The 24,980-nt window shown below is 43.3% G+C and carries 26 protein-coding genes; all 26 read right to left on the reverse strand.

Features of this window, described 5'->3' with window-relative positions; genetic code table 11:
- Positions 1-16: 16 nt before the first annotated feature.
- A complete protein-coding gene (locus tag AA0X95_RS18600) occupies positions 17-226 on the reverse strand; it encodes a hypothetical protein (RefSeq protein WP_413300435.1) in 210 nt (69 codons plus the stop codon).
- A gap of 92 nt (positions 227-318) precedes the next feature.
- The gene (locus AA0X95_RS18605; RefSeq protein ID WP_413300437.1) at positions 319-1,530 is read right to left on the reverse strand and encodes an iron-containing alcohol dehydrogenase; all 1,212 of its coding nucleotides are present in this window, start codon (positions 1,528-1,530) and stop codon (positions 319-321) included.
- Between the two features lie 19 nt (positions 1,531-1,549).
- Positions 1,550-3,073, reverse strand: a complete 1,524-nt coding sequence (locus AA0X95_RS18610) for an aldehyde dehydrogenase family protein (RefSeq protein WP_413300439.1) — start codon at positions 3,071-3,073, stop codon at positions 1,550-1,552.
- A gap of 62 nt (positions 3,074-3,135) precedes the next feature.
- Positions 3,136-4,029, reverse strand: a complete 894-nt coding sequence (locus AA0X95_RS18615) for a R2-like ligand-binding oxidase (protein WP_413300441.1) — start codon at positions 4,027-4,029, stop codon at positions 3,136-3,138.
- Between the two features lie 24 nt (positions 4,030-4,053).
- Positions 4,054-5,574, reverse strand: coding sequence for a class I adenylate-forming enzyme family protein (locus AA0X95_RS18620; protein ID WP_413300443.1), 1,521 nt, complete (start codon positions 5,572-5,574; stop codon positions 4,054-4,056).
- A complete protein-coding gene (locus tag AA0X95_RS18625; RefSeq protein WP_413300445.1) occupies positions 5,571-6,524 on the reverse strand; it encodes an MBL fold metallo-hydrolase in 954 nt (317 codons plus the stop codon). The genes AA0X95_RS18620 and AA0X95_RS18625 overlap by 4 nt, the downstream gene beginning before the upstream one ends.
- Positions 6,525-6,636: 112 nt before the next feature.
- Positions 6,637-6,759 carry a hypothetical protein gene (locus tag AA0X95_RS18630; protein ID WP_413300447.1) on the reverse strand — a complete coding sequence of 41 codons (123 nt, stop codon included), beginning with the start codon at positions 6,757-6,759 and terminating at the stop codon, positions 6,637-6,639.
- A 363-nt stretch (positions 6,760-7,122) separates the two neighbouring features.
- Positions 7,123-8,337 carry an ABC transporter substrate-binding protein gene (locus AA0X95_RS18635; protein ID WP_413300449.1) on the reverse strand — a complete coding sequence of 405 codons (1,215 nt, stop codon included), beginning with the start codon at positions 8,335-8,337 and terminating at the stop codon, positions 7,123-7,125.
- 91 nt (positions 8,338-8,428) lie between these two features.
- Positions 8,429-9,136, reverse strand: coding sequence for an ABC transporter ATP-binding protein (locus AA0X95_RS18640; protein ID WP_413300451.1), 708 nt, complete (start codon positions 9,134-9,136; stop codon positions 8,429-8,431).
- Positions 9,129-9,896, reverse strand: a complete 768-nt coding sequence (locus AA0X95_RS18645; RefSeq protein WP_413300453.1) for an ABC transporter ATP-binding protein — start codon at positions 9,894-9,896, stop codon at positions 9,129-9,131. Before AA0X95_RS18645 ends, AA0X95_RS18640 begins: the two co-directional genes overlap by 8 nt.
- 2 nt (positions 9,897-9,898) lie before the next feature.
- Positions 9,899-10,930 carry a branched-chain amino acid ABC transporter permease gene (locus AA0X95_RS18650; RefSeq protein WP_413300455.1) on the reverse strand — a complete coding sequence of 344 codons (1,032 nt, stop codon included), beginning with the start codon at positions 10,928-10,930 and terminating at the stop codon, positions 9,899-9,901.
- Positions 10,930-11,793 (reverse strand): branched-chain amino acid ABC transporter permease, encoded by an 864-nt coding sequence (locus tag AA0X95_RS18655; protein WP_308079737.1) that lies wholly within the window; start codon positions 11,791-11,793, stop codon positions 10,930-10,932. Before AA0X95_RS18655 ends, AA0X95_RS18650 begins: the two co-directional genes overlap by 1 nt.
- 135 nt (positions 11,794-11,928) lie before the next feature.
- On the reverse strand, positions 11,929-13,605 hold the full coding sequence (locus AA0X95_RS18660) for a long-chain fatty acid--CoA ligase (RefSeq protein WP_413300458.1): 1,677 nt from the start codon (positions 13,603-13,605) through the stop codon (positions 11,929-11,931).
- A gap of 27 nt (positions 13,606-13,632) precedes the next feature.
- Positions 13,633-14,220, reverse strand: a complete 588-nt coding sequence (locus AA0X95_RS18665; protein ID WP_413300460.1) for a TetR/AcrR family transcriptional regulator — start codon at positions 14,218-14,220, stop codon at positions 13,633-13,635.
- Positions 14,221-14,293: 73 nt separating this feature from the next.
- Complete coding sequence (locus AA0X95_RS18670; protein WP_413300462.1) at positions 14,294-15,463, reverse strand: thiolase family protein; 1,170 nt, start codon at positions 15,461-15,463, stop codon at positions 14,294-14,296.
- A 199-nt stretch (positions 15,464-15,662) separates the two neighbouring features.
- On the reverse strand, positions 15,663-16,436 hold the full coding sequence (locus AA0X95_RS18675; RefSeq protein WP_413300465.1) for an SDR family oxidoreductase: 774 nt from the start codon (positions 16,434-16,436) through the stop codon (positions 15,663-15,665).
- A gap of 203 nt (positions 16,437-16,639) precedes the next feature.
- Positions 16,640-17,044 carry a PaaI family thioesterase gene (locus tag AA0X95_RS18680; RefSeq protein WP_413300467.1) on the reverse strand — a complete coding sequence of 135 codons (405 nt, stop codon included), beginning with the start codon at positions 17,042-17,044 and terminating at the stop codon, positions 16,640-16,642.
- A gap of 17 nt (positions 17,045-17,061) precedes the next feature.
- Entirely contained in the window at positions 17,062-17,445 is a 384-nt protein-coding gene (locus AA0X95_RS18685; protein ID WP_413300469.1) for a PaaI family thioesterase, read from the reverse strand.
- Positions 17,446-17,458: 13 nt separating this feature from the next.
- Positions 17,459-18,643 (reverse strand): thiolase family protein, encoded by a 1,185-nt coding sequence (locus AA0X95_RS18690; protein ID WP_413300471.1) that lies wholly within the window; start codon positions 18,641-18,643, stop codon positions 17,459-17,461.
- 23 nt (positions 18,644-18,666) lie between these two features.
- Positions 18,667-19,815: an acyl-CoA dehydrogenase family protein gene (locus AA0X95_RS18695; RefSeq protein WP_413300473.1), complete on the reverse strand. Its 1,149-nt coding sequence runs from the start codon at positions 19,813-19,815 to the stop codon at positions 18,667-18,669.
- A 24-nt stretch (positions 19,816-19,839) separates the two neighbouring features.
- Positions 19,840-21,447 (reverse strand): long-chain-fatty-acid--CoA ligase, encoded by a 1,608-nt coding sequence (locus AA0X95_RS18700; RefSeq protein ID WP_413300475.1) that lies wholly within the window; start codon positions 21,445-21,447, stop codon positions 19,840-19,842.
- Positions 21,448-21,464: 17 nt separating this feature from the next.
- Positions 21,465-22,379 carry a ketopantoate reductase family protein gene (locus tag AA0X95_RS18705; RefSeq protein ID WP_413300477.1) on the reverse strand — a complete coding sequence of 305 codons (915 nt, stop codon included), beginning with the start codon at positions 22,377-22,379 and terminating at the stop codon, positions 21,465-21,467.
- 68 nt (positions 22,380-22,447) lie between these two features.
- A complete protein-coding gene (locus AA0X95_RS18710) occupies positions 22,448-23,215 on the reverse strand; it encodes a class II aldolase/adducin family protein (RefSeq protein ID WP_413300479.1) in 768 nt (255 codons plus the stop codon).
- Between the two features lie 114 nt (positions 23,216-23,329).
- Positions 23,330-23,740, reverse strand: a complete 411-nt coding sequence (locus tag AA0X95_RS18715) for a MaoC/PaaZ C-terminal domain-containing protein (RefSeq protein WP_413300481.1) — start codon at positions 23,738-23,740, stop codon at positions 23,330-23,332.
- Entirely contained in the window at positions 23,737-24,186 is a 450-nt protein-coding gene (locus AA0X95_RS18720) for a MaoC family dehydratase N-terminal domain-containing protein (RefSeq protein ID WP_413300483.1), read from the reverse strand. The genes AA0X95_RS18715 and AA0X95_RS18720 overlap by 4 nt, the downstream gene beginning before the upstream one ends.
- A 20-nt stretch (positions 24,187-24,206) precedes the next feature.
- Positions 24,207-24,971: a 3-oxoacyl-ACP reductase FabG gene (gene fabG / locus AA0X95_RS18725; RefSeq protein WP_413300485.1), complete on the reverse strand. Its 765-nt coding sequence runs from the start codon at positions 24,969-24,971 to the stop codon at positions 24,207-24,209.
- Positions 24,972-24,980 lie beyond the last annotated feature (9 nt).

Below are 24,980 nucleotides of genomic sequence, written 5' to 3' on the forward strand. Positions count from 1 at the left end.
CAGCGGATAACCACTCTCAATCAGCGTATACGCGCATCCAATCAGCGCATACCAACTTATCTGTCGGATAACCCCCAATAACTGTCGTTTGGCCATTGATTACTGTCGGATAAGCTACCCATACTGTCGTATGGCCTCCCATTAATGTCGCATAACCCCCATTTACTGTCGCCTCGCCCTCTCCACCCATCAGCCAACCCAACATAACCAATAATGAAAGAAGCAAAGGTACAGAAACCTGTACCTTTGCACACGATTCACTTCAACGCACTACCGCGCCGGGGGACTGTCCCCCAACTAGAATCCCCATACCAAAGCTTACTTCACCCCAACCGGACATACTTTCTGGCCGATTGCCGCAATCAATTCTGCTGGCATTGGGAAGCTCAGGGATGCTGGGTCCTTCATAACAGCTGGGATCGCCGCTTGAAGCGCCTCCTCGCTAATATTGTACTGTTTGAAATCAGCTGGTAAGCCCACCTTATGCTGAAGCAATCTAATTTTTTCCACAACCTTCGCCAATGCCTCTCGTGGCGTATCATCACCCTCCACTTCCACATTCAATGCCTGGGCCAGCTCTGCCACCTTCGGCAAATATAACTCTGGTACCATTTCCATTACTACTGGTAAAAAGACAGCATTTGCCAGGCCGTGTGGAATACGGAACAATGCACCATACGCATGAGCCATGTTGTGAACTGGAATCGCATTCAAAGCAAAGCTGAACGCAGTGATTCCCATTAAGCTCGCCTGCAATAAATCCATGCGCGCATCTAGGTTCCCCCCGTCGGCCACGGCCACAGGAAGATTTTTTTCAATCAAACGAATCGCATGCAGAGCATACGCATCCGTTAAGCCCGTAGCAGTCGGGGACGCCAACGCTTCAATTGCATGAGTTAAGGCATCAAACCCCGTAAAGGCCGTAATCAGCGGCGGAAGCCCGACTGTTAAATCAGGATCCAAAATTGCCATATCGGCGCTGATAAATGGATTGATAATATTTGTTTTCATTTGTATATCTTCATTAAAAACAACAGCAATTGGAGAAACCTCTGAACCTGTTCCCGCCGTGGTCGGAATCGCGATGTGCGGAATAGGGATATATGAAGCCTTCGGAAAGGATTCATATAGCAAGCCACCAGGAATAGCTTCCTTAATATCAGCAAGCCCTTTGTGAAGCGCATACTTCACCCCTTTTACCGTATCAAGCACACTGCCGCCGCCGACAGCCAGCAAGGAGTCTGCTCCAATTTCTCGAGCATATCGGACGGCATCATTAATACAACGGCTTTCGGCATCCTGTGCAATATCTAGATACATGCCAACCAATTGTGGACCGCTGCCATGACCTGTTAAATCGAAAATGGATGCCACTTTTTCCACGACTCCTGCTTTTTCTAGTCCTCTATCACTTAAAAGCAGCACTCGCTTGGCACCAAGACCAGCAAACAAACTAGGAACCATCGCCCGTGAATTCGAGCCGCTATAGATCCCCGTACGTAACATGAACTGTGATAAGGTTGTTTTCATGGTTATCTTCACCTCTTCATTAGTTTTGGCCAAAAAGAATACCGTACCAGTTGCGTCTCTCAAGCTCAGGACTCATCGATGTATGAACATGTTTTACCTGTGTATAGGCATCTAGGGAGTGCTGGCCCATTTCACGTCCGATTCCACTTTGCTTGTAGCCGCCAAACGGAGCGTCACTGCGAAGCATATGCCAGTCATTAATCCAAACCACTCCAGCTTGAAGTCTTCTAGCCACCTCATAGGCCTTATTCACATCACGTGTCCAGACTCCAGCTGCTAAACCATAAATGGTATCGTTCGCCATTTTAATCGCGTCATCTAAATCGGAATATCGGATGACACATAAAACAGGGCCGAAAATCTCCTCCTGAGCAATTTTCATATCATTAGTGACATTCGTGAAAATGGTTGGTTCAATGAAATGACCTTCTTCACAGCCAGCCACCTTCACTTCCTTACCGCCGCAAACAAGCGTAGCACCTTCTTGTTTACCTGACTCAATATAGGAAAGAATGGATTCCTTCTGCTTTTTAGAAATAACCGGACCTACATCCGTTGTCGGATCTAGTGGATTACCAAGCTTTAATTTCCCCGCAAGAGCCACTAGCCCTTCCACGACTTGGTCGTATAGCTTATCTGGTACAAATAAGCGAGTTCCAGATTCACAAAGCTGACCTGAGTGTAAAAACACGCCGAACAAACTTCCAGGAAGAGCGATGTTCAAGTCCGCATCCTCTAAAATAATATTGGGCGACTTCCCACCGAGCTCGAGGGTGGTATTTTTAATCGTACCTGATGCAAGTGCCATAATGTTTCTTCCCACTTCTGTAGAACCGGTAAAGGCCACTTTATCCACCTTTGGATGGCTCACCAACGCTTCGCCCACATCCGCACCTGGACCTGCTACCACGTTGATGACACCTGGAGGCACCACAGCTGAAATGATTTCTGCTAGTTTCAAAGTGGATAACGGTGTGTAGCTTGCAGGCTTAATGACAACGGTGTTCCCCATCGCCAAAGCCGGTGCAATCTTCCACGTTGCAATCACCATTGGAAGATTCCATGGTGTAATGGCGGCACACACGCCAATCGGCTCCCGCCAGATGAAATTGTGAGCTGGCCCCGGAAACGGTGGAACTGGAAGCGTTTCCGAAAATGGATATTCTAACGTAAATTTCGCTAATGTTTGGAATAAGTCGACCATTTGTAAAATGTCACTGTTGCCGATCCGACGTACCGTTCCGCCGGAGCTAATTGCTTCTAGGTAGGCTAGTTCCTGGGCATGTTCAGCAATTTGATAGGAAATGGCGTAAAGAACATTGGCGCGATCCTTCGGCTTCATGTTTTTCCAGTCACCCTGGTCAAAGGCTTCGCGTGCAGCCATGACCGCACGATTGACGTCCTCCTTCGTTCCTTTCGCTACCTTTGCGACCAGTTCTCCATTGGCAGGATTATACACATCAAAGGTCTCCTGACTGCTGGCTTGCTCCCATTTCCCATTGATAAAATGAGGAAATGTTTGCACCTCAACTTTTACTGTCATCGTAACTCCTCCTCTACAAATCTTCGACAACTAATTTTTTACAACGCTTACCTAATCCGCTTTTATAAAACTCCCAACTCACTATCTGAATATCTATAAATCTCTTCGATTTTTTTGCCTCTGGCTCTCGCTAAAATTTCCATCCGGACGGATAGTTGTTTGAGAGTAAAATTCATGACATCATCAGGATTCCCCCCGAATGAACTAACCTCCCTCCCTGCGATACCTTCCTGGTTTAGGCGAATTGCTAGTGGCGTCAACTCGCCCATTTTAGCCGCAACAAAATCAAAAAGATGTGGGTGCTCACAAATCAATCGTTGCAGAAGGAACGTGCCATACCCGATATGTCTGGATTCATCCTTCTTCAAGTTCCCAATGCCTTCAAGCAATCCAGGCATAATTCCGGCTGTTTCCAAAGCGGCATAGAACGAAAAATAGCCTGTTTCAGCTAACACGCCCTCAACAAACATGTTATACACGACAGATGCTTCCGCAATCGCTTCAGGAGACTGGTCGGTAACCAGACGCTCCATCGCCGTCGGTAGAATTTCATAAAAAATCTTCTGATAGGTCTCCGTATGGAAATGGGAGATATCCCCCTTCTCCCCAATCGCATTCAAGACAAGTCGGAAAAACTCTGTGTGCTTCGCCTCCTCATATAAGAAGGTCGTTAAGAACATTTCTTCTTCCAGTCTGCCTTCTTTGGCAATCGCCATAATTAACGGCAGCAAATCAAGAGTAACCGCTTCCTCACCCGCTTGAAACTGAGAGATCAGGCGTAAAATATCCTGCTGCTGCTCTTCATTCATCGCTCTCCAGTCGCGTTGGTCCTGACTGAAATCAATATCAGCAGGATTCCATGTCCCTAAACGTTTCGCTTTTTGATAGAGTCGATACGGAAAGGAATCCTCCAGCAGCCCCCTCGAGCTTGTCGTTAAAATGGTTCTTTTTTCCATACTACTTTTCCTCCTCATTTCCCTCTACGGTTTGATTACAATTGCAGACGCAGTTTGGCGTAAGTGTGTTTTTAATATTTTCCCCACGCCATTTCTAGGCAAAGCTTCTAGAAAAACAATTCTTCTCGGTGTTTTATTTTTTGCCAAATGATCCTGACAGTAACGAATCAGTTCCTCTTCAGTGACTTCCGAATCTGGCTTCTTCACGACACAAGCCACCATCTCTTCACCCATTCGTTCATCTGGAACGCCAACAACAGCCGCTTCAAACACCTGTTCATGAGCGTTAAGAATTTCCTCCACATCACGTGGATAGACATTAAAGCCGCCGCGAATAATCAAGTCCTTTTTCCGGTCAACGATATAGACATAGCCCTCATCATCGATTCGTGCCATATCACCTGTATATAACCAGCCTTCCTTCAATACACGGCTTGATTCCACTATATTTTGATAGTAACCAGGCGTGACATTGTCACCACGGACAATCAACTCCCCCACTTCACCGGTAGGAAGCTCCTTGCCCTCCTCATTAACAACCTTCACCTCTACCCCTGGAATCGGAATCCCGACGGAGCCAGGTTTAATTTCGATTCCTTTCCGATGTGCCGTCACAACCGGTGCAGCTTCTGATAACCCATAGCCTTCGTACACCTTCGCTCCAAACCTTTGTTCAAACGCATGGAGTAACGCCACTGGCAGAGGCGCTGAACCTGAACCGACCGATTCCAAGCTGGAGGTATCATATTGGTCTGCCCCGGGAAAGGATAACATCGCATGAATCATCGCCGGAACCGCGGAAAACGTCCGAATCTTATAGATTTCAATGGCTTTAAACACTTCTTTAATATCAAAGCTTGAAAAAACAACAATCGAGCTGCCTGTTAAGTAGCATACATTGGACACCGTCAGGCCGTAGACATGGGCAAGCGGCAGGACCCCTAGTGTTGTTCCCCGCTCTGTTTCGTTATGTTTCGCCGAATTTTCAGCATTAGAAAATAAATTTTTATGGGTCAAGAGAACTCCTTTTGGATTTCCAGTTGTTCCTGAGGTGTATAAAATTACCGCGGTATCTTCTTCTGTTACCCCTTCATCTAGAGGACAATTGTCCTGAACCATCACCTCGTAAAAGTTTTTCACCTGACTCGACGAAGGCTGGTCGACCACAATTACCTCTGGTTTGGCTGATAATCCTTCAAGCGATTTTTCCACATTAGCTAACACATACGAAGAGGTAATCACTGCTTTGGCACCAGATTTCTCCGCGATATAGTGAAGCTCTTTCGGGTGAAGCGTAAACATCACTGGTACAATGATTGCACCCACTCTTGTGATTGCTTGATAGGAAAAGAGGACTTCCGGACAATTGGGCATGCAAACCATGACACGATCGCCCTTATTAATTCCGAGTTTTCGTAGGCCATGAGCAAATTGGTCTGCAAATTGTTTCGTTTCCACATTTGTGTAGGACTTTTCTTTGAAAAATAAAAAAGGGTACTCTCCAAAATTAGTAATATTTGTTTCAAGCAATTCCTTTAGATTCATCCAATCCGCTCCTTTCGGTACACCACTATGGAACCTTGTTTTTCGTAACTTACCTGCTGTCTTTGCTCTAGCAAATCTAAATGACCCTGGATTTGAGATAGCCCCAAAAACACAGTTCTACCGTTTAATCGAGGATACATCACGCTACAAATCTCAAAAATACTTTTTCCGCCACTATCAAGAATAGAAAGAATCTGTTCACAGCGTTTTTCCTGTTCACTCAATCTTGTTTTGATTAATGATACGTGATCAGTAAATACCTCCCCATGGCCGGGATATACTGTTCCTAAAGGCAGCCGACTGACTTTTTCCATCGAATCCCTATATTGTAATAATGGTCGCGGTCGACTCAGTTCCCCCGTATTCGGCGGTTCAATAAAGGCATTCACGGAAAAGGCCTTTAATAAATGATCGCCAGCAAATGTTTCCCCCGTCTCACGGCTCCACAGCAACATGTCACATTGACTGTGTCCTGGGACATGCACTACTTCAAACTTCCTTCCACCTAGAGGAACCTGGTCTCCTTCTTTTAAAAAAGTGACATTCCTCCATATTTCCTCATGAAAAGGACGCTTAATAATATGCTTTTCCGGGTCGGCCCCACAGCTTGTTACAAACTGGTCAAAAAATTGCTGAACTCTTTCATACTCTTGAAGATCAGAGTTGATGGACACGGCCGCCTGTTCATGTACAAAAATTGGAATATCTACTTCTTCTTGAAGGTATGGAATGGCACCAGCATGGTCTATATGAATGTGGGTGAGGACAATATGGTCAATATCTGTTAATTGAATGCTATGATTATGTAGTAGTTTCTTTAACTGTTGATAGGACTCTCTGCCAGGGTTTCCCGTATCCACTAAGGTAACGGTATCTCCAATGACCAAGAAGGCATTAACCGTTCCTTCGGCAAAGTGTGTTTGTAGCTCTAGAGGAACAATTTTAAACATGTGATGGCTCCTCCCTTCTGAACGATAAGAGGCTTGGAATGCGCCAAATCTTTTGAACTTCTAAAAGTTTCGGTCGCTTAGAGCTCTTTTAGGAGACCGTTCTTTCGTTTTTTTAGAAGTTTCGATCGCTTAGAATCCTCATATAAGACCGTTCTTTTGTTTCTCCAGTTGTTTCGGTCGCATAGAACCCGTCTATGAGACCTTCCTTTTGTTTTTCCAGCTGTTTCGGTCGCATAGAACCCCTCTATGAGACCTTCCTTTCGTTTTTCCAGTTTTTACGGTCGCATAGAGCCCTCCTATGAGACCTTTCTTTTATTTTTTCAGCTGGTTCGGTCGCATAGAGCCCTCCTATGAGACCTTTCTTTTGTTTTTTCAGTTGTTGCGGTCGCATAGAATCCTCATATGAGACCGTTCTTTCGTTTTTTTTGTTGTTTCGGTCGTGTAGGACCGACCAATCACATCTAAAGGAGGGTTGACCAATAGACTATATTTCTAGCAACCGAAGATTATGTCATAAAACTAGTAAAATCCCCCTTGTAAACTAAACACCCAAGTGGGTCGGATGATATACAAGGGGGAAGATCTCATATGCTACCTATTATTTAATCTTGATTGGTACGATTTTTCCGTCCTCTACCGCTGCAACCTCTAATTCACCATCGAAGCCGCCGCCAGTAAATTTCGTAAAGTCATAGATTTTCACATTATCAGGAATATTGCTTACGCCATCCTGCATTTTTGCTTGGATTTTTTCCGCATCATCAACAGAGCCTGCCGCTTTCATTGCTTCTACAAAAATGTACATTGCAATGTAATTGAGGCCCGCTTCTGATCCAGGAGTCTCTCCATACTTTTCTTGGTATTTCTTCGCAAAATCAGGAATAGCCGGGCTTTTTGATTCAATAAGAGGCATAACGCCGATTGAACCGTTTAGCATATCATAAGAACCAGTTACCTTTTTCATTTCATCAAATTTTGCTTGGTCCATTACGATGAAGCCGCCCTTGAAGCCTAGCTCACGTGCTTGCTTCGCAACTTTTGCAGTTGGCTCAGATGCGCCACCGATAAACAATACGTCTGGCTTTTCCTTTAAAGCATTTGTAACAGTCGTGAAGAAGTCTGTTTCTTTCGCAAAGTCGATGGCAGAGTTATAAACAACCTTACCACCTTCTTTTTCCCAATGTGCTTTTAGCTTTTCAGACCAGTCTTTTCCGTATTGTGAAGCAGTTGGGAGAAAGGCAATTTTCTTACCGAATTTTTTCATTTCATAGTCTGTAAACGGCTTTAAATATCCATCATAACGAGGAGGAATACGAACGGTCAGGTTATTGCCCACTTCTGACACCTTCGGTTCACTTGTATATGCACCAATGAGGAATTTATCTTGTTGGTTGAATACTTGAAGTGCAAAGACACCACCGCTGTGCGGAGTGAAAATAATCGGTGTTTTGTTTTCCTGGATCAGCCTTTTTGCGTTAGCTCCCGCTTCATTTGGTAGGTATTTGTCATCCAATGAAACAATATTCAGCTTGTATTTCTTTCCACCTACTTCAAATCCACCGGCACCATTAATCTCTTCTGCCGCCATCTTCACACCATTTAAAGTACGCTCACCATAAAAGGCAGCCGGGCCGCTTAATGGGCCAGTATAACCAATATTGACTGTACCTGTTTCTTCAGATTTACTGTCACCGCCGCCTCCTGCAGCCGGTTTCGTGCTTGCTGATTCATTGGATGAGCTGTTACATGCTGCCAAACTGAAAATAACTACGAAGATCAAACTCAGCATCAAAAGAGATTTTAATCTTTTCATTGGTTTTCCCCCTTATATTTTAAAAAATATTCAGATTTTGACAGTGGTAATAAGCCGTTCCTCACCCCCTTAAAAGCGTATGAAGCAACTATTAAGCTCCAATATACGCCTTTCTCACTTCATCATTCGCAAATAATTCTTCTGAAGTGCCTTGAAGGACGATAGAGCCATTTTCAAAAACATAGCCTTTATCAGCGATTTTTAAAGCCGCATTCGCATTTTGTTCTGCTAACAGGATGGTAGTCCCCTCTTGATTAATTTTTTGAATAACTTCAAACATTTGCTCCACAATCAACGGCGCAAGACCGATAGAGGGTTCGTCAAGCAGCATCAGCTTTGGTTTTGACATTAATGCTCTGCCAATGGCGAGCATTTGTTGCTGTCCACCGCTTAGAGAGCCTGCAGCATCGTTCTTTTTTTCCCTCAGAATTGGAAACAACTCGTATACATGCTCAAGAGAATGCTTGTATTCTTCCTTTTTTCCACGGTGAACATAGGCACCCATCCTAAGATTCTCCTGGACAGACATGGCAGGGAACAGTTTCCTTCCCTCCGGACATTGACCGATTCCTAATTTTACAATTTGGTCTGCTGATGTTCGATTCAATCTTTTCCCTTCGAAAAGGATTTCTCCAGAGGCAGGCTTACTTAGACCGCTAATGGTTCGAAAGGTCGTACTTTTTCCAGCGCCATTTGACCCCAATAGGACTACAATTTCGCCTTCATTAACCTCAATGTTCACGTTTTGAATGGCCGTAAAGCTACCGTATTTGACAGAGACATTTTGTAAACTAAGCAATGGCGCTCCCTCCCAAGTAAGCTTTAATAACCATTTCATTATTACGGATTTCTTCCGGTCTGCCTTCGGCAATCTTTTCCCCATAATTCAGAACCATAATTTTATCGGCAATTCTCATAATCATGGACATTTTGTGCTCGATTAAGCAAACGGTGATTCCTTTACTTACCATCTTTTTCATTAAATCTGCCAGTCCTTCTGTTTCATCCGGGTTTACACCGGCCGCTGGTTCATCAAGAAAAACAATCTCAGGATCCGTTGCTAACGCCAATGCAAATGCCGTTCGCTTTTTTTCTTCCTGCGTTAGGCTGCCTACGAGTTTATTGGCTGCTTGTTTTAAATCAACGAACTCCAACACTTCCATCGCTTTTTCGCGGCATTTTTCTTCTTCACTTCTTAAGCGTGGTGTGCGAAAAATGGCATCCAGTAAATTGGACTTTGTCCGCAAGCGATGTCCAACGATGACATTGTCAAGAACGGTTGATTGTTCGAACAAATTCGTTGTTTGAAAGGTTCGTGCCACTCCAAGTTCTGCGATTTTATTGGAAGGTAACGTGGTAATATCCTTTCCTTTAAAAATCACTTGTCCTGAGCTTGGTTGATGAAAGCCGCTGATTAAGTTGAAAAAGGTCGACTTACCGGCTCCATTTGGACCAATAATGGCATTAATTTTTCCTTGTTCAATCGTAAAATCTACCTGATTCACGGCAACAAGGCCACCAAATTTCTTTGTTAGATTTTTCGTCTCCAAAAATTGCATCCCTATACCTCCTCTACTTGCTTTTCACGCTCGATAAAAGGCTTACCGCTAGCGCGGGTTGTACTAGTAAGCTGCAGCAGTTCTTTTTTCGCCCTCCTTTTAGCCATTCCACTGGAGACCGCTCCCACAATTCCGCGTGGATAGAAAATGACCAGTAGGGTTAAGACAGGGCCGAAAATAAGCATCCGGTACTGCTGGAAATCTTGGAGTTGCTGTGACAACCAAACAATAAGCAAGGTGCCGACCAGAGGACCGCTTAGCGTACCAATTCCGCCTACAAGCAAATAGGTTAATAGGTCAAAGGTGATGGTGATTGAGCCAATATCTGGACCAATAAAACGTACAAATGATGCATATAGGGCTCCGGATAATCCGGCAAAAAGCGTAGACAATACAAAGACTGTTAGTTTATTTTTCATGGTGGATATTCCAATGGTTTGTGCTAAATCTTCACTGTTTCGAATCGCAATATAGGTCCTACCTGACAGGGAGTGAATAATTCGGTACATGACAAGAACCACGAGAAGCAAGAAGAACAACACTAAATAATAGTGTGAAATCTCAGTTTCAAAGGTAATAGGACCAATTCCTGCAGGTGCAGGAATTCCAATTAACCCGCGGACACCTTCTGTTAAGCTGTCCCATTTATCAATAACGAGATAGATAATGTATCCCAGACATAGAGTATAAATCGCAAAGAAGTGTTCTTTCGTCCGTAGGGCGATTAAACCAACGAGGAAACCTAGTACACTAGTGATTACCAGGGATAGAAAGAATGCCCCCCAGAAATTCATCCCTGCTTTTACGGTTAAGATTCCTAAGGAATAGGCTCCTATCCCAAAGAAACCAGCATGGGCCAGCGAAAGATAACCCGTATAACCTGCTAGTAAATTCAATCCGTAGACACCAATCATCCAAATAAATGAAAGTGTCATGATGTGGATGAAGTAATTGTTATTAGATACTAAAGGGAACCCAACAGCAAATAGGATTAAAACAATGATCACATTTCTTTGATTGAATACCTTTCCCATTAATGTCCCCCCTTAGAAAACAAGCCAGTTGGTTTAACAGTTAAGATGATGACAAGAAGGACGAAAGCGATGATGTCTTTGTAGTCGTTTGAAATGTAGGTTGCGCCTAAGCTTTCACTAAAGCCTAAAATATATCCACCGACAATGGCTCCCGGGATACTTCCCATACCACCGAGGATTATGATAACAAAGGCTTTAAGAATAACTAGCTGTCCCATTCCTGGAAACACTAGATTAATAGGTGCTGATAGTGAGGATGCAATGGCAGCAAGCCCGCCAGAAATCATAAAGGTTAACATGGCCACCTTGTTTGTGTTTATACCAACCAGATTGGCGCCTTCCCGATTTTGTGACATAGCAATGATGGTTGCCCCGGTGAAGGTTTTTTTCAAGAAAAGATAGAGAAGGATCATGACGACAATGGCGGCAACAACAATCAGGATTCGCTGCATCGTAAACGTCAATCCAAATAGTTGAACGACCTGCCCGTACGGAGTTGGCATACTTTGATATTCTGCCCCCCAATAAAATTGGGCGAAAGCTTCTAAGAATAAGAGAATTCCAATGGCAGCAATTTTGTCGTGAATAGGCGGTGCTTCTCTAAGCGGGTGAAAGACAAACCGTTCCATCATGACACCTAGCAGACCGACAACAAGAATAGAAACGAATATGGCGACCCAATAATGAAGCCCAAACTTGGTCATCATCGTTAAGGTTATGTATCCGCCCATCATGTATAATGCTCCATGCGCAAAATTTGGAATGTGCAGGATACCATAAACGAGCGTTAATCCTAAGGCAACAAGGGCGTAAACGCTTCCAATGGTTAAGCCATTAAACAGCTGCTGAATAAGAATCTCCATAGCTTCCCCCTTATACTTTTTGTATTTGCTTAGCAATTATTGAACTTGCCTGGTGATTTCCGCTCCAGCTGCTTCGCTTTCCGCGGGCGTGCCGGGGAGCGTTCCGTTCGGAATGCTCCCCATTTTGAACCAAGTTTACTGGACTTTATTTGCGACTTTCTCCTTCTCCTCTTCCTGAAGCGTACGCCATAAGATTTTTCCACTTGAGGTCATCGGGAACTGTTTGCGGAATTCTATGAGTCTTGGGTATTTATAGGCTGCCATATGCTGTTTGGACCACTCAATGATTTCCTCTTCACTCACTTTTCCTTCAAAGCCTTCGTTTAAAATAACGAATGCTTTCACCGTCTCCCCTCTTCTTGGATCTGGGACGCCCACCACACATGCCTGCTGAATGGCTGGGTGTTTATACAGATACGATTCCACCTCTGTTGGCCATACCTTATAACCGGAAGCGTTAATCATCCGTTTCACGCGATCTACCATGAAGAAATAGCCTTCCTCATCGTAGCGGCCGATATCACCTGTCCTAAAATACGATTTCCCGTCTATTTCAATAAAAGCACTTCTATTCTCATCGTCGCGGTTATAGTATCCAACCATTACCTGCGGACCATTGACGATAATTTCCCCTACTTCCCCAACACCTAGCTCTTTTCCTGTCGCTGGCTCAATAATTTTTGCATCGACATCAAAGGATGGAATTCCAAGACATTGCATCTTTGGACGCTCCGCAGGATTAAAATGCGTTTGAGCAATTGTCTCAGATAAGCCGTAGCCCTCGACAAACCGTAAACCCGATAAGTTAAATAGCTTTTCGCCTACCGCTTCAGGTAGTGCAGCTCCCCCACCAGAAATAGAGGTTAAAGAGGCGATATCCTCTGCCTTCAACTTTGGATTGGCTAAGAAATCCACAATCATGGTGGCAATCGTTACCCAATGAGTACATTGAAGACTTTTAATCATTTCGACGGCTGCATCTCGATTCCATCTTGTCAGAATGACCATTGTACTTCCGCTGTAAATTGGCATATGCATGCTGTGCACCATTCCTGTTACATGGAAAAGCGGAAGGGACATTAAATGCACTGCGTTTGGTGTAGTATTTGACCAATGATAAGCGCCAACTGTATTAGCGTTTACCGTTCGATTTGTGTGCATACAGCCTTTTGGCAGTCCCGTTGTTCCAGAGGTATAGGGCAGTACTGCTAGGTCATCTCCTTTTGCCGTATGTTCAGATGGAGATATATTCGCTTGGATGGCAGCCTTCCACAGATAGTGACCCGGCTCTGAAAAAGGAACACTTGGAGCTTCTACCTCTTTTGGTAACATCGCTTCAAATCCTGTCCCTGCATAATCTGAATAGGCTGCAAGCAGCAAGTTCTCAAGGGTAGTCGTACCTAATAATGGACGAACTCGGTCATATAATTCCTGACCTGCTAGAACTGTCTTGATTTCACAGTCACGCACGTAAAATTCTAATTCATCGGCAACTAACATCGGATTGATCGGAACAACCACGGCATTTGCTCTTAAAATCGCATAATACCCAATCACAAATTGCGGTGAATTTTGCATAAAAAGCAATACTTTTTCACCCGTTTTCACCCCAAGCTTATGTTGCAGGTATCCGGCAAGGGCATTCACTTCCTCATCCAGCTTTTGATAGGATAGCTTGTTTCCATAATAGAAAATCGCATCCTGGTCAGGATAACGTGCAGCACTGACTCGTAGATTTTCATAGAGAGAGGTTGCAGGAACTTTCAATGATTTAGAGATTTTTGGCCAGTATTCGTAATGAAGAGTAAGCATTGCATATCCTCCTAATTAAATAAAAAATTAAATTTGATTGTAAACGCTGTCATTTTTTGCAATTCCATTAAGGATCATATCGACATAAATCTCTACGACTTTCTCCTCTGGGACTTCTCCGTTTGGATTAAACCAATAAAAACTCCAATTCGTTATCCCAAGAATCCCCATCGTTAAGATATCAGCGCGAAGACTTGATTTAAATTTTCCTAGATTGATTCCTTCTTCAATCAATCTTTGTGTATTTTTCCGAAAAAGCGTTCGCTTTTCTCTAATTTCCTCAATATATTTTTCACTTAAATGCCGCATTTCCCTTGAAAAAATACGGGCGCTCGGTCGTTCCGTCTTAATACTGCTGATTAACATAAAGACAATCTCATAAAGCTTTTTTGTACAATCAGAGTAAGTGTTATTGATGATTGTTTCCTGCTTTTTTACCAATTCCTCGATATAGGTCAAGTGGATATCCTTTAGCAGCTCTTCCTTACTGTTAAAATAATAGTAAAAGGTTCCCTTCGTCACTCCCAGCGATTGAACAATATCCTGTACAGACGTGGATTTAAATCCATTTTGATCAAATAACTGGATCCCAGTCTCCATTAATTTTCGCTTCATTGGATATTTCCTTTCGGCAATAACCCTGTGGTGAGGTTGACTCCCTTCCTATTGAATCAACCTCACCGCGGAATTATTCGCGTTCAATAATGGTGGCGATTCCCTGGCCTCCGCCGATACAGGCGGTAATGAGGGCGTATCGTCCCTCTGACCGACTTAGTTCATAGACTGCCTTTGTGACGAGGATGGCACCTGTAGCACCTAGTGGATGTCCATGGGCAATAGCTCCACCATTCACATTTACCTTTTCAAGATCCATACCAAGCTCGCGGTTACAAGCAAGCACCTGTGAGGCAAACGCTTCATTAATTTCAATTAAGTCCATATCTTCAATGGATAGACCGGACTTCTCCATTACCTTTCTAACGGCAGGAACTGGTCCAATACCCATAATATTTGGATCAACACCTGCTACAGCATAGTGACGAACAACCGCAAGCGGAGTGAGATTTAATTCTTCTGCCTTTTCTCTTGACATAATGACAAGGGCCGATGCAGCATCATTTAATCCTGAACTGTTTCCAGCAGTGACCGTTCCACCCTTTAGAAAAGCAGGTTGCAGCTTCGCCAATGCCTCATAAGTCGTTTGTGGTCTTGGGTGCTCATCTGTATTAAATACAACAGGTTCACCCTTTTTAACTGGAATGGAGATTGGCACAATTTGTTCATCAAACCGTCCTTCCTCCATCGCAACTGCCATCCGCTGTTGACTTTGGAGGGCAAAATGATCCTGTTCCTCCCGCGAAATTTGGTATTTTTCAACTAGATTTTCAGCAGTAATCCCCATTGGCGGGTCGCCGATTTCCTTTGGAGACAGTTGAGACTTCCGGAAGCTTGGCGGCATAGGACTGTATGGTTTTTCTGGACGATCCATCAAATAAGGAGCCCGGCTCATACTTTCCGTCCCACCGGCAATATACACATCTCCATCCCCGGCCCGAATCGCCTGAGCGGCAAGATTGATTGCGTTAATTCCCGATCCGCACTGCCGGTCCACTGTTAACCCGGGTAAATCTAGAGATAATCCTGTCTGTAAAGCTGTTAATCTAGCAATATTTCCTCCACCTGAAAGCACATTGCCGAAAATCACATCATCAATCATTTCGGGCTGAATCTTTGCTCGTTTTACTGCTTCTTTAATGACCTCTGCACCTAAGACATGGGCTGGAACACCTGCAAGTGCACCCCCTTGTCTACCAATCGCCGTACGTACGGCTGAAACAATCACTGCATCTCTTTTCATTGTGTATATCCCCCCTAAAATGTGTTTTCAATTTACCAAATCCAATAAAAAATAATTTATCAGCGGATTTTTGGCTTTTATCAGCGAATCTAGAAATTTATCAGCGAATTTTTAGCTTTTATCAGCGAATCTAGGAATTTATCAGCGAATCAGATCTTTAGGGTTCATTGTAAATAAATTTAAATTAACAAACCTTCTCCTACATGGCATGTGCTCCGCCATCAACTACAATAATGTCACCGGTTACAAAATCAGAGGCAGGCGATGCTAAAAATAACGCCACTCCTTTAAGGTCAGTATTTGAACCGAATTTTCTTAATGGCGTGCCTTCGAGAATCGCTTCGCCCCCATGGTCTAGTAAACCTTTGGACATTTTTGTCGGGAAAAATCCTGGAGCAATCGCGTTCACGTAGATTCCCTGTGGTCCCCATTTCACAGCCAAATCCTTCGTAAACGTAATAACCGCACCTTTACTTGCGTTATAGCCAATAGCATTCATATATTTAGGGTTACTACCTTTTAATCCCGCAACTGAAGCGATATTAATAATTTTTCCTGATTTCTGCTCAAGCATCACTTTTCCAGCAGCCTGACTCATTAAGAAGGTGCCTGTTACATTCACATTCATTACCTTATTCCACGCCTCAAGTGGCATTTCCTCGACTGGTGCTCCCCAAGAAGCGCCACTGTTGTTGACGAGAATATCAATCCGTCCAAATTTTTCTACCGTCTTCTCAACGACCTGTTTGACATCTTCAGGATTTGTGACATCACATTGTAATGCAAAGCTCTCCACCCCTAGCTTCTTCAGCCCTTCACTCACTTCTTCACAGGCCTCCAGTCTTCTGGAACAGACCACTACATTTGCACCTGCTTCCGCAAATCCTTCGGCAATTTGCTGCCCTAATCCTCTACCGCCACCTGTAACAATGGCTACTTTTCCTTTGAGATCAAATAGATCTTTTACGTGCATTCTATTTCCTCCTATTTCTATCAATAAAATTGGTATCGTCTATTCATAAAGTTCGTTTATCCCAAAAGCCTGGTTTATATTATGCTAAACATACTAACTAGTTGGTATGTTATTAATCTTATAATATTAGAAATTTTTAGAATATTCAACATCCAGTCTTTCGACAAATTCCTCATTGGTATAGTAGAAAAGTCTTCTGAACCCTATGCTTTTCTAATAATCCGATAGATGCCGGTTCCTTTTGCTATCAATTGTTGATATTCGTCTACTATTTCCGCTTCTATAGTCGCCAGTTTATAACCCTGTTGAAGGATGTTAGCTTTTGCTAAGAGATGACCAGAATTAGCTGGTGAAAAATAATGTACATCCAAATTCATAGCCGCTACCGGGGTTTGGTAAATAGTCTGGAGAACGATTGAATTCACAGTATCTAGCATAGAGGCGTGTACTCCTCCGTGAACAGTTTTATTCGTATTTAGCAGCTCTTCTTTCAGCCATAGCTTAAGCAGTATTTCATCTTCCTGATCATTGATCAGTTCAAAACCAATATGTTTATTAAACGGATTGTCTTCCACATATTTAAGCAGCTCATTATTCAAAACTGACAAGTGCCTCCACCTACTTACTATTCTTGTATAATTGGACTCGTTTTGAACGTTCCAATGCCCTTGGCAATAAGCGAATGATTTTGATCGTAAATGGTCCCTTCCGCCGTGACATATTTTCCGTCTTGGTTCAAAACTGTTGTTTCTGCACGATATTTTTCTTTTGGTAAAAGATCAAAGAATGATAGATTTAGGTTAATGGTAGCAGCAAATGACTGGGTCTCTATAGAGATGTTTGCTCCCATTATAATATCAAGCATGGTGGAGAAAACCCCAGGATGAACGGTTCCGTCATCCTGAAGTAAATGCGGCTGCATGTCGATTTCTAACTGAAAGGTATCCGACCATTCACCACTAAAACCCATATAGTCGAAAAATGTTGATGTAGTTTCGGGCATTTTCATTCGTCTTTCTCCTTTAAGTAGTCATCTCTACCATCATGGCCATTCCCTGACCTCCGCCAACACATAAAGTAGCAATGCCTCTTTTTTTCTGTTGTCGGGAGAGTTCATAAATTAAAGTAGTTATGATTTTTGCACCCGTAGCTCCAAGCGGATGTCCAAGAGCAATCGCACCACCGTTCACATTTACCTTATCCTCATTAAGATTTAATTCCCGAATCACAGCTAATGCTTGCGAGGCAAAGGCTTCATTTAGCTCAAATAAATCAATATCAGCAAGTGTAAACCCTGTTCGCTCCAATAGCTTTTTCACAGCTGGCACCGGCCCAATTCCCATGACCTCGGGGGAGACTCCGACCACTGACCAATCCACAATTCTAGCCACTGGCTTCAATCCCAGTCCTTCTGCATGACTACGAGACGTTAACACCAAGGCAGCTGCCCCATCATTCCGCCCGCAGGCATTACCAGCCGTGACCGTGCCATTTTCTTTAAACACAGGTTTAAGCTTTCTTAATGTTTCAATAGTAGTTTCCGGTCTTGGATGTTCATCTATCGAAAAAGTAATCGAACTCTTTTTTCCTTTTACTTCAACAGGGACGATTTCATCCTCAAACCGTTTATTTTTAATAGCTGCGGCTGCCCGTAATTGACTCTCATATGAAAAAGCATCCTGCTCCTCCCGTGAAATCGAAAATCTCTCAGCTACATTCTCAGCTGTGATCCCCATCCCTAGCTGACCTCCATAGATTTCATGAGGCTGCTGTCCTGCTTCCGTATTCGAATCGATTAGTTTTGCGTTATCACCGCCGAATCGAGAGTTTCTTAGATAAAGAGGGGCATTACTCATGCTTTCAGTTCCACCGGCCACAACGATTTTAGCTTGACCGCTAGAGATTTGCTGTGCACCAGATGCAATAGCCTGAAGCCCCGATGCACATAAACGGTTAATGGTAAAGGCTGGTGCGGTTTCAGGAACTCCTGCCCGTAATGCAGCGACTCTAGCCACATTAGAGGATTCAGTGGATTGACGGACTTCACCTAAAATGACTTCATCGACTTGATCGGCTCTAATTCCTGCCCTTTTAACCGCCTCTTTAACGACAATGGAAGCAAGGGTTCCCGAATTCAAACTTTTTAATGCACCGCCATACCTGCCGACAGGTGTGCGCACGGCACTTAGGATCACTATATCATTCATGAATATCCTCCTAGATTATGAGTTTAGCTGTACTCTTTTTCTAACTGAGCAGCAATGATATTTTTCTGAATCTCTGAAGTTCCTTCATAGATTCTTGTAATCCTTGCATCACGATAGAAGCGTTCCACTGGGTAATCCGCAATATAACCAAGGCCACCGTGGATTTGTACTGCTTTATCTGCTACCCGGTTGTAAACCTCTGAGCCATAAAGCTTTAGCATGGCCGCCTCTTTAATAACCTTCATCCCCTGGTCAACCATCCAGGCTACCCGGTAAGTAAACGATCTGAGCGCTTCTATTTCAACCGCCATCTCCGCCAGCATATGGCTCACGGCCTGGTTTGAGATAATCGGCTTTCCAAATTGAATCCGTTCTTTAGCATATCTTGTTGACATGTCCAAAAGCTTTTGACAGGAACCGAGATTACGAGAGGCCAAGCCCGCACGGCCGTTTGCTAAAATTTTCAACGCATTCACGTAGCCTTGACCCTCTACACCGAGCACGTTTTCCACCGGAACCTCACAATCTTCAAAAATTAATTCCGCTGAATGTGATCCACGTAAGCCCATTTTTTTCTCAACCGCACCGACCTGAAACCCTGGAAAATTCTTTTCTACAATAAACGAGGTAATTCCTTTCGCTCCTTTTTCCGGGTCGGTTACCGCCATAACTGTAAAAACGCTCGCTTCAGTTGCATTAGTAATATAATGCTTTAGTCCGTTAAGAATGTAGGAATTCCCTTTTCTTACAGCCGTTGTTTTTAAATTGGCGGCATTAGAACCGGCGGCAGGCTCTGTTAAAGCAAATGCGCCTATTTTATCCCCGCTCGCCATATCTGGTAAATACCTTCTCTTTTGCTCTTCGTTGCCCATTTCTACAATCCCTACTGATCCGATACCGGTATGGGCTCCAATTAAGGTCGTATATCCATTATGTGTCTGACCAATTTCCTCGTACAGAGCGCATTTTCCTACCATCCCGATTCCAAGACCGCCGTACTCTTCAGGAATGCTTAGACCAAAGAGCCCCATTTCCTTTGACAGCTGGATTATTCGATCAGGAATATGGTTCTCCTCTTCAATTTGCATGGCAACTGCTTCTACTTCTGTCTGTATAAAATCCCTGACGTTCTTTTTCAAGAAAAGAATGTCTTCATCTAGTTCAAAATTCATCTCTAACACCTCCACTAATTGTTTTTACACTCGATTCTTTGCCTCTTCTATAAGGAGACGCTTCAACACTTTTCCCACTGCATTTCGCGGCAGTGAATCAATGATTTCAAACTGTTTTGGTACCTTGTATCGGGTTAGATTTTGATAGCAGTAATCCTGTACCTCTCGTATACTAATGCTTGCTCCTGCTTTTGGAACAATATACGCTTTTACAAGTTCACCGGATTCTCTATCAGGAATGCCTATGACTGCAGCATCGAGTACATCCGGATGTTCATAAAGAATCCCTTCGACTTCTTGAGGGTACACATTAAAGCCGCCGACAATGATCATTTCTTTTTTCCTGCCAACGATATAAAAATAACCGTCTTCGTCCATCGTTGCGAGATCACCAGTATAGAGCCAACCATCGCGAAGAGCCTGATTGGTTTCTTCCGGCTTATTCCAGTAGCCAAGCATCACCTGTGGACCCTTAATTAATAATTCTCCAATACTTTTCTCTGGTAGGTCCTCGCCGTTGTCATCTACAATTCGACAATCTGTTTTTGGCACAGGAATTCCGATACTCCCTATTTTGGTCAACCCTTCTGGCGGGTTTCTATGAGTAGTGGGAGAAGTTTCTGAGAGCCCATAACCTTCACCGATTGAAACACCCGTCAACCCTTCAAATTTCTTGATAATTTCAACCGGGAGTGGTGCAGAACCGCTTGAGCACATTTTAAAACAGGTTAAATCATAACGGTCTATTTCAGGATAATGAACAAAGGCATTATACATTTTGGGTACACCCGGAAAAAAAGTCGGTCTCTGCGCTTGAATTACTTCAAGAACCTTTTTAATCTCAAATTTATTCACTATCACATTTACGGCACCGATATAAATACCAAGGTTCATTCCACTTGTCATCCCGTACACATGATAAAGCGGTGTCGCTGTAAGAATGGTCTCTTCACCAACAAACATTCGCTCGCCGTAGAGAGCCTTACTTTGAATGACATTGGCGATTAAATTAAAATGGGTAAGCATGGCCCCTTTCTTTTTCCCCGTTGTACCACCGGTGTATTGAAAAACAGCAATATCTTCCTTAGCAGTGATGGAACATGTTTCTTGTAATGGTTGGGCACGAAGGATTAAATCGAAAATACATGAAAAGTAATCTGATTCTAGGGTTCTTTCTGTTACAAAAATATATTTAAAGGAATGGGATGTTTGTAGGTACCTTACTTTTTCAAGGTTTTTAGGCTCTGAAACTAAATAAGCTACCTCTGAGTCATGGAAAATTTCTAGTAATTCTCGTGGGGTATAATGCGGATTAATTTGAACGACAATCATTCCAAGTTTTAATGCTGCATAATAGGAAATCACATAGGAAGGCTGGTTAGAGACCATTAACCCCAGTCGTTCCCCTTTTTGAATTCCGAGCTGTTTCCAAGCGTTTGCAAGTCGGTCTACTTGGTTCTTCAATTGGTTGTATGTGATCTTTTCTTCTTCATAGATAATGGCGATTTGTTGACCATATTCTTCTACCGTCTTTTCTAACAATGTATATAGGTTACATTCCGGAATCTCAAAAGAAAGGTCCGTGGTCTCGGGGTAATAGTCCATCCAGGGACGATCTTGTTGTACCTCCAAGTAATTTCACCTCGCTATTAGAATCTGTTTTTAGTTTGATAACTTAAGAGATGATAGATGGTTTCCAAAACAGGGGTATCCACCTTTACTTCTCTTCCTTTTTTTACGATGTATCCGCTGATGGATTCTACCTCCAAAGCTTTACCTTTCAATTTATCCTGGAGCATGGAGGGTTGATGTTCTTTCGCAAGGTTCCCTTGGGCGAAAATCGTTTCGTAAAAGTCTTCTTCGATTTCCATTCCAGCGGCATTGGCGACAGCGATTGCCTCTTTACAGATGGTTAGTGCTGTTTGATATAGACCTTCATCGTCGTAAATTGCACCAACCCTTACCTCCATTAAGGCAGTTAATGGGTTAAAAGTGACATTCCATAGTAGCTTTTTCCACTTAATGTGTAAGATATTGCTGGATGGATAGGTTATGATATTGGCAGCATTAAACAGAGTGGAAATTTCCTTTGCCTTTTCCGCTGAATGACTGTCTAAAGCGCCAATAACTAACTGTGGAGGAACTCCAATTTGTTTCACCACACCCGAATCTGTCACCATTGCTTGAATATACGTAGCTGCAGATAAAATACGTTCTTTACCAAAGATTCCGCTTAGAATTTCTTCATTATCCACTCCGTTTTGGAGCGTCATAATCAAGCAGGATGCTTTTAACAGGGGACGGAATTTATCCGCAACCTCAATGGTATCGGTTGATTTAACACACAATAGCACGAGGTCAATATCGACAAACGACTCATACCTGTCTGTAAAATCTCCATCAACAGTGAAACGTTCTACTTCACTCTCAACCGTTAATCCTTCTGCTTGCATTCTTTCCAAATTCTTTCCTCGTGCTAAAAAAATCACTCCGTTTCCCGCTTTTTTTAAAAGGGCACCGAAATAGCCTCCTACTGCACCGGTACCTGCTATACCTATTTTCATGGCCAAGCCTCCCAAATCCGTATGTATACATCTGAAAAGAGGATGTGGCCTCTTTTCAGATCAGGTTATTAATCTAAAAGATCCGGCTGTTCTTTCACGATTCGATTCCATAATGGCTGAAATTGGAACCAGCCAGCAGTAGGTACGCCTACTGTTTCATATGTGGCTTTTGCGTCTTCATCATCAATGACAACAGGCTTTCCTGCTGACTCTGCAAGAAGCTGCGCCTGACAGGAACGTTCCATCGTAATAAACCACCATGCGGCTTCATCAACTGACCCTCCAACCGTCAGCAACCCATGGTTTCTTAAAATACATGCCTTATTGTTTCCAAGGGCTTTTCCAATCCGTCTTCCTTCTTCGATTTCTAGAACCACACCGGTAAAGTCATCATACAAGGAATGATCACGATAGAAAGCACAAGCATCTTGTGTGATTGGGTCAAGGAGACGCCCCAGGGAAGACCAGGATTTCCCGTAAACAGAATGTGCATGGGCCGCAGCAATAACATCAGGCCGTGCAGCATGGACTTGAGAATGGATCGCAAAGGCGGCCCGGTTTACAGGATAATGTCCTTCCACCACTACACCTTCATGGTTACAGAGAATTAAATCGGAGGCACAGATTTGACTAAAATGCATGCCAAAGGGATTCACCCAAAAATGATCTTTCCGCTCTGGGTCACGTGCAGTAATATGTCCTGCAACCCCTTCATCAAAGCCAAATTTAGAAAACAACCGAAAGGCGGCGGCTAATTTTTGTTTTAAATGGAGCCTTTCTTCCTCTACTGTCGAAAAAACTGGCGGCTGATAGTTCACTTTCATTTTGGTTGTCATTTCATCACCCTTTACCCATATTCATTCATGCTCCCTGATATTTGATAGAAATATACCCAGCAGGAAGGCGAGAAACCTCCTCCATGCCGGGTACTTTTTCTAATCCTATTTTTCTCAAACCGCTTCGTATTGGTGATAAACTACCTCGCCCTTTAACACTTCATTCCCTTGCTGGTTCACTGCTTGAACCTGGAAACGGAGGGTGTTTTCCTGTTTTTCTTTTAATGTTGCTTTTAGCGTAACAACATCATTTATAAACACCATGCCTTTAAATCGGATGGAGTAATCCTTAACAAAGCCTTCTTCATAATAAGAGGTAAAGAGCTTTGCCAAATTTCCCATAGTCCACATCCCATGTGCAATGATTCCTGGCAGCCCCGCTTTTTGGGCTTCCTCATCAATGGTGTGAATCGGGTTAAAATCCCCTGAAGCACCTGAATATTTAATAAGATCCATCCTTGAAACAGGGGCAAGTTGAACCTCATTAATCGACTCTCCCACTTGTAATTGTGCTAGTGTACTCACTTTACCAACACCTTCCTCACAGCTTCAGATATGACAACTGTTGAAGTTGAACTAAAAATGACATTCCCTGCCTCGTCCTCACCAAAGCTTTCGAGGACAAGGAAGCCCATTTCACCAAAATTCCCTTTTTTCTCAAAGTAGTTTTTCACCTTGGAATAGCAATAAACGTCTTCTCCCACCAATAATGGGCGTACGTAATGAAACGTTTGTTCACCATGAATTAACCCTTTGTTTGGCAGGTTCAAGCCCTCAATGACCCCATAATCAAATACCCTAGGATAGGTTGGAGGGGCAATATTGTTTTTATATCGAGACAATCTTCCTGTGTCTTCATCAACATAAATAGGATGAAGGTCGCCAATAGCTTCTGCAAATTTCTTGACGGCTCCTCTTTCAACGGTATTTTTCACCTTGTTCGATTGTTTACCTATTTGATCTTTAAACAATTCATCCTCACCTCACATTATTAGCATTTTGGTCCGCCGGCCACATAGATTACCTGTCCATTAACAAAGGAAGATTTTTCGTCTGCAAAGAAGGCTACCGCATTAGCAATATCCGCTGGCTTTCCGCTTCGTCCAACTGGAATATTAGCAACGCTTGCCTGAATTAAATGCTCAAATGGAATTCCAATTCTTGCAGCTGTTTCTTTCGTCATTTCTGTTTCAATAAAGCCTGGCGCTACAGAGTTTGCCGTAATGCCGTATTTCCCCAACTCAATCGCCAGTGTCTTCGTAAAGCCCTGTAAGCCTGCTTTTGCAGCAGCATAGTTGGCTTGACCTCGATTACCAAGGGCAGAAGTGGACGAAATATTGATGATACGTCCGTATTTTTGTTCCACCATATATTTTTGTACGGCACGTGCCGCATTAAATGAGCCTTTTAAATGGACATCCATAACTGTTTGCCAATCAGAATCTGTCATTTTAAATAATAGGTTGTCACGGATGACTCCGGCATTATTTACTAGAACATCAACCGATCCGAAAGTTTCATACACCTCTTTTACCGCACTTTCTACCTGCTCGGCATCGGCAACGTTTGCCACTTTAGAGTATACTTCGTACCCTTTTTCTTTTAATTCACTAGTTGTTTGACTTAATGCTTCTTCATTTAGGTCGATAAAGGCTACTTTTGCGCCTTCTTCTGCAAAAAGCTCAACAATCCCTTTTCCGATTCCACGGCTTCCGCCTGTTACAAATGCCACTTTCCCATCAAATCTACCAGCCATTTCTATTCC

Origin of the sequence: Neobacillus phoenicis (assembly GCF_047302305.1) — a bacterium.
GTDB lineage: Bacteria > Bacillota > Bacilli > Bacillales > Cytobacillaceae > Neobacillus.

Excerpts from the sequence above, each read along its gene's own strand:
- AA0X95_RS18605 (WP_413300437.1), bottom strand. The coding sequence starts at position 1,530 with ATGAAAACAACCTTATCACAGTTCATGTTACGTACGGGGATCTATAGC.
- AA0X95_RS18610 (WP_413300439.1), bottom strand. The coding sequence starts at position 3,073 with ATGACAGTAAAAGTTGAGGTGCAAACATTTCCTCATTTTATCAATGGG.
- AA0X95_RS18615 (WP_413300441.1), bottom strand. The coding sequence starts at position 4,029 with ATGGAAAAAAGAACCATTTTAACGACAAGCTCGAGGGGGCTGCTGGAG.
- AA0X95_RS18620 (WP_413300443.1), bottom strand. The coding sequence starts at position 5,574 with ATGAATCTAAAGGAATTGCTTGAAACAAATATTACTAATTTTGGAGAG.
- AA0X95_RS18625 (WP_413300445.1), bottom strand. The coding sequence starts at position 6,524 with ATGTTTAAAATTGTTCCTCTAGAGCTACAAACACACTTTGCCGAAGGA.
- AA0X95_RS18630 (WP_413300447.1), bottom strand. The coding sequence starts at position 6,759 with ATGCGACCGAAACAGCTGGAAAAACAAAAGGAAGGTCTCATAGACGGG.
- AA0X95_RS18635 (WP_413300449.1), bottom strand. The coding sequence starts at position 8,337 with ATGAAAAGATTAAAATCTCTTTTGATGCTGAGTTTGATCTTCGTAGTT.
- AA0X95_RS18645 (WP_413300453.1), bottom strand. The coding sequence starts at position 9,896 with ATGCAATTTTTGGAGACGAAAAATCTAACAAAGAAATTTGGTGGCCTT.
- AA0X95_RS18650 (WP_413300455.1), bottom strand. The coding sequence starts at position 10,930 with ATGGGAAAGGTATTCAATCAAAGAAATGTGATCATTGTTTTAATCCTA.
- AA0X95_RS18655 (WP_308079737.1), bottom strand. The coding sequence starts at position 11,793 with ATGGAGATTCTTATTCAGCAGCTGTTTAATGGCTTAACCATTGGAAGC.
- AA0X95_RS18660 (WP_413300458.1), bottom strand. The coding sequence starts at position 13,605 with ATGCTTACTCTTCATTACGAATACTGGCCAAAAATCTCTAAATCATTG.
- AA0X95_RS18665 (WP_413300460.1), bottom strand. The coding sequence starts at position 14,220 with ATGAAGCGAAAATTAATGGAGACTGGGATCCAGTTATTTGATCAAAAT.
- AA0X95_RS18670 (WP_413300462.1), bottom strand. The coding sequence starts at position 15,463 with ATGAAAAGAGATGCAGTGATTGTTTCAGCCGTACGTACGGCGATTGGT.
- AA0X95_RS18675 (WP_413300465.1), bottom strand. The coding sequence starts at position 16,436 with ATGCACGTAAAAGATCTATTTGATCTCAAAGGAAAAGTAGCCATTGTT.
- AA0X95_RS18685 (WP_413300469.1), bottom strand. The coding sequence starts at position 17,445 with ATGAAAATGCCCGAAACTACATCAACATTTTTCGACTATATGGGTTTT.
- AA0X95_RS18690 (WP_413300471.1), bottom strand. The coding sequence starts at position 18,643 with ATGAATGATATAGTGATCCTAAGTGCCGTGCGCACACCTGTCGGCAGG.
- AA0X95_RS18695 (WP_413300473.1), bottom strand. The coding sequence starts at position 19,815 with ATGAATTTTGAACTAGATGAAGACATTCTTTTCTTGAAAAAGAACGTC.
- AA0X95_RS18705 (WP_413300477.1), bottom strand. The coding sequence starts at position 22,379 with ATGAAAATAGGTATAGCAGGTACCGGTGCAGTAGGAGGCTATTTCGGT.
- AA0X95_RS18710 (WP_413300479.1), bottom strand. The coding sequence starts at position 23,215 with ATGACAACCAAAATGAAAGTGAACTATCAGCCGCCAGTTTTTTCGACA.
- fabG (WP_413300485.1), bottom strand. The coding sequence starts at position 24,971 with ATGGCTGGTAGATTTGATGGGAAAGTGGCATTTGTAACAGGCGGAAGC.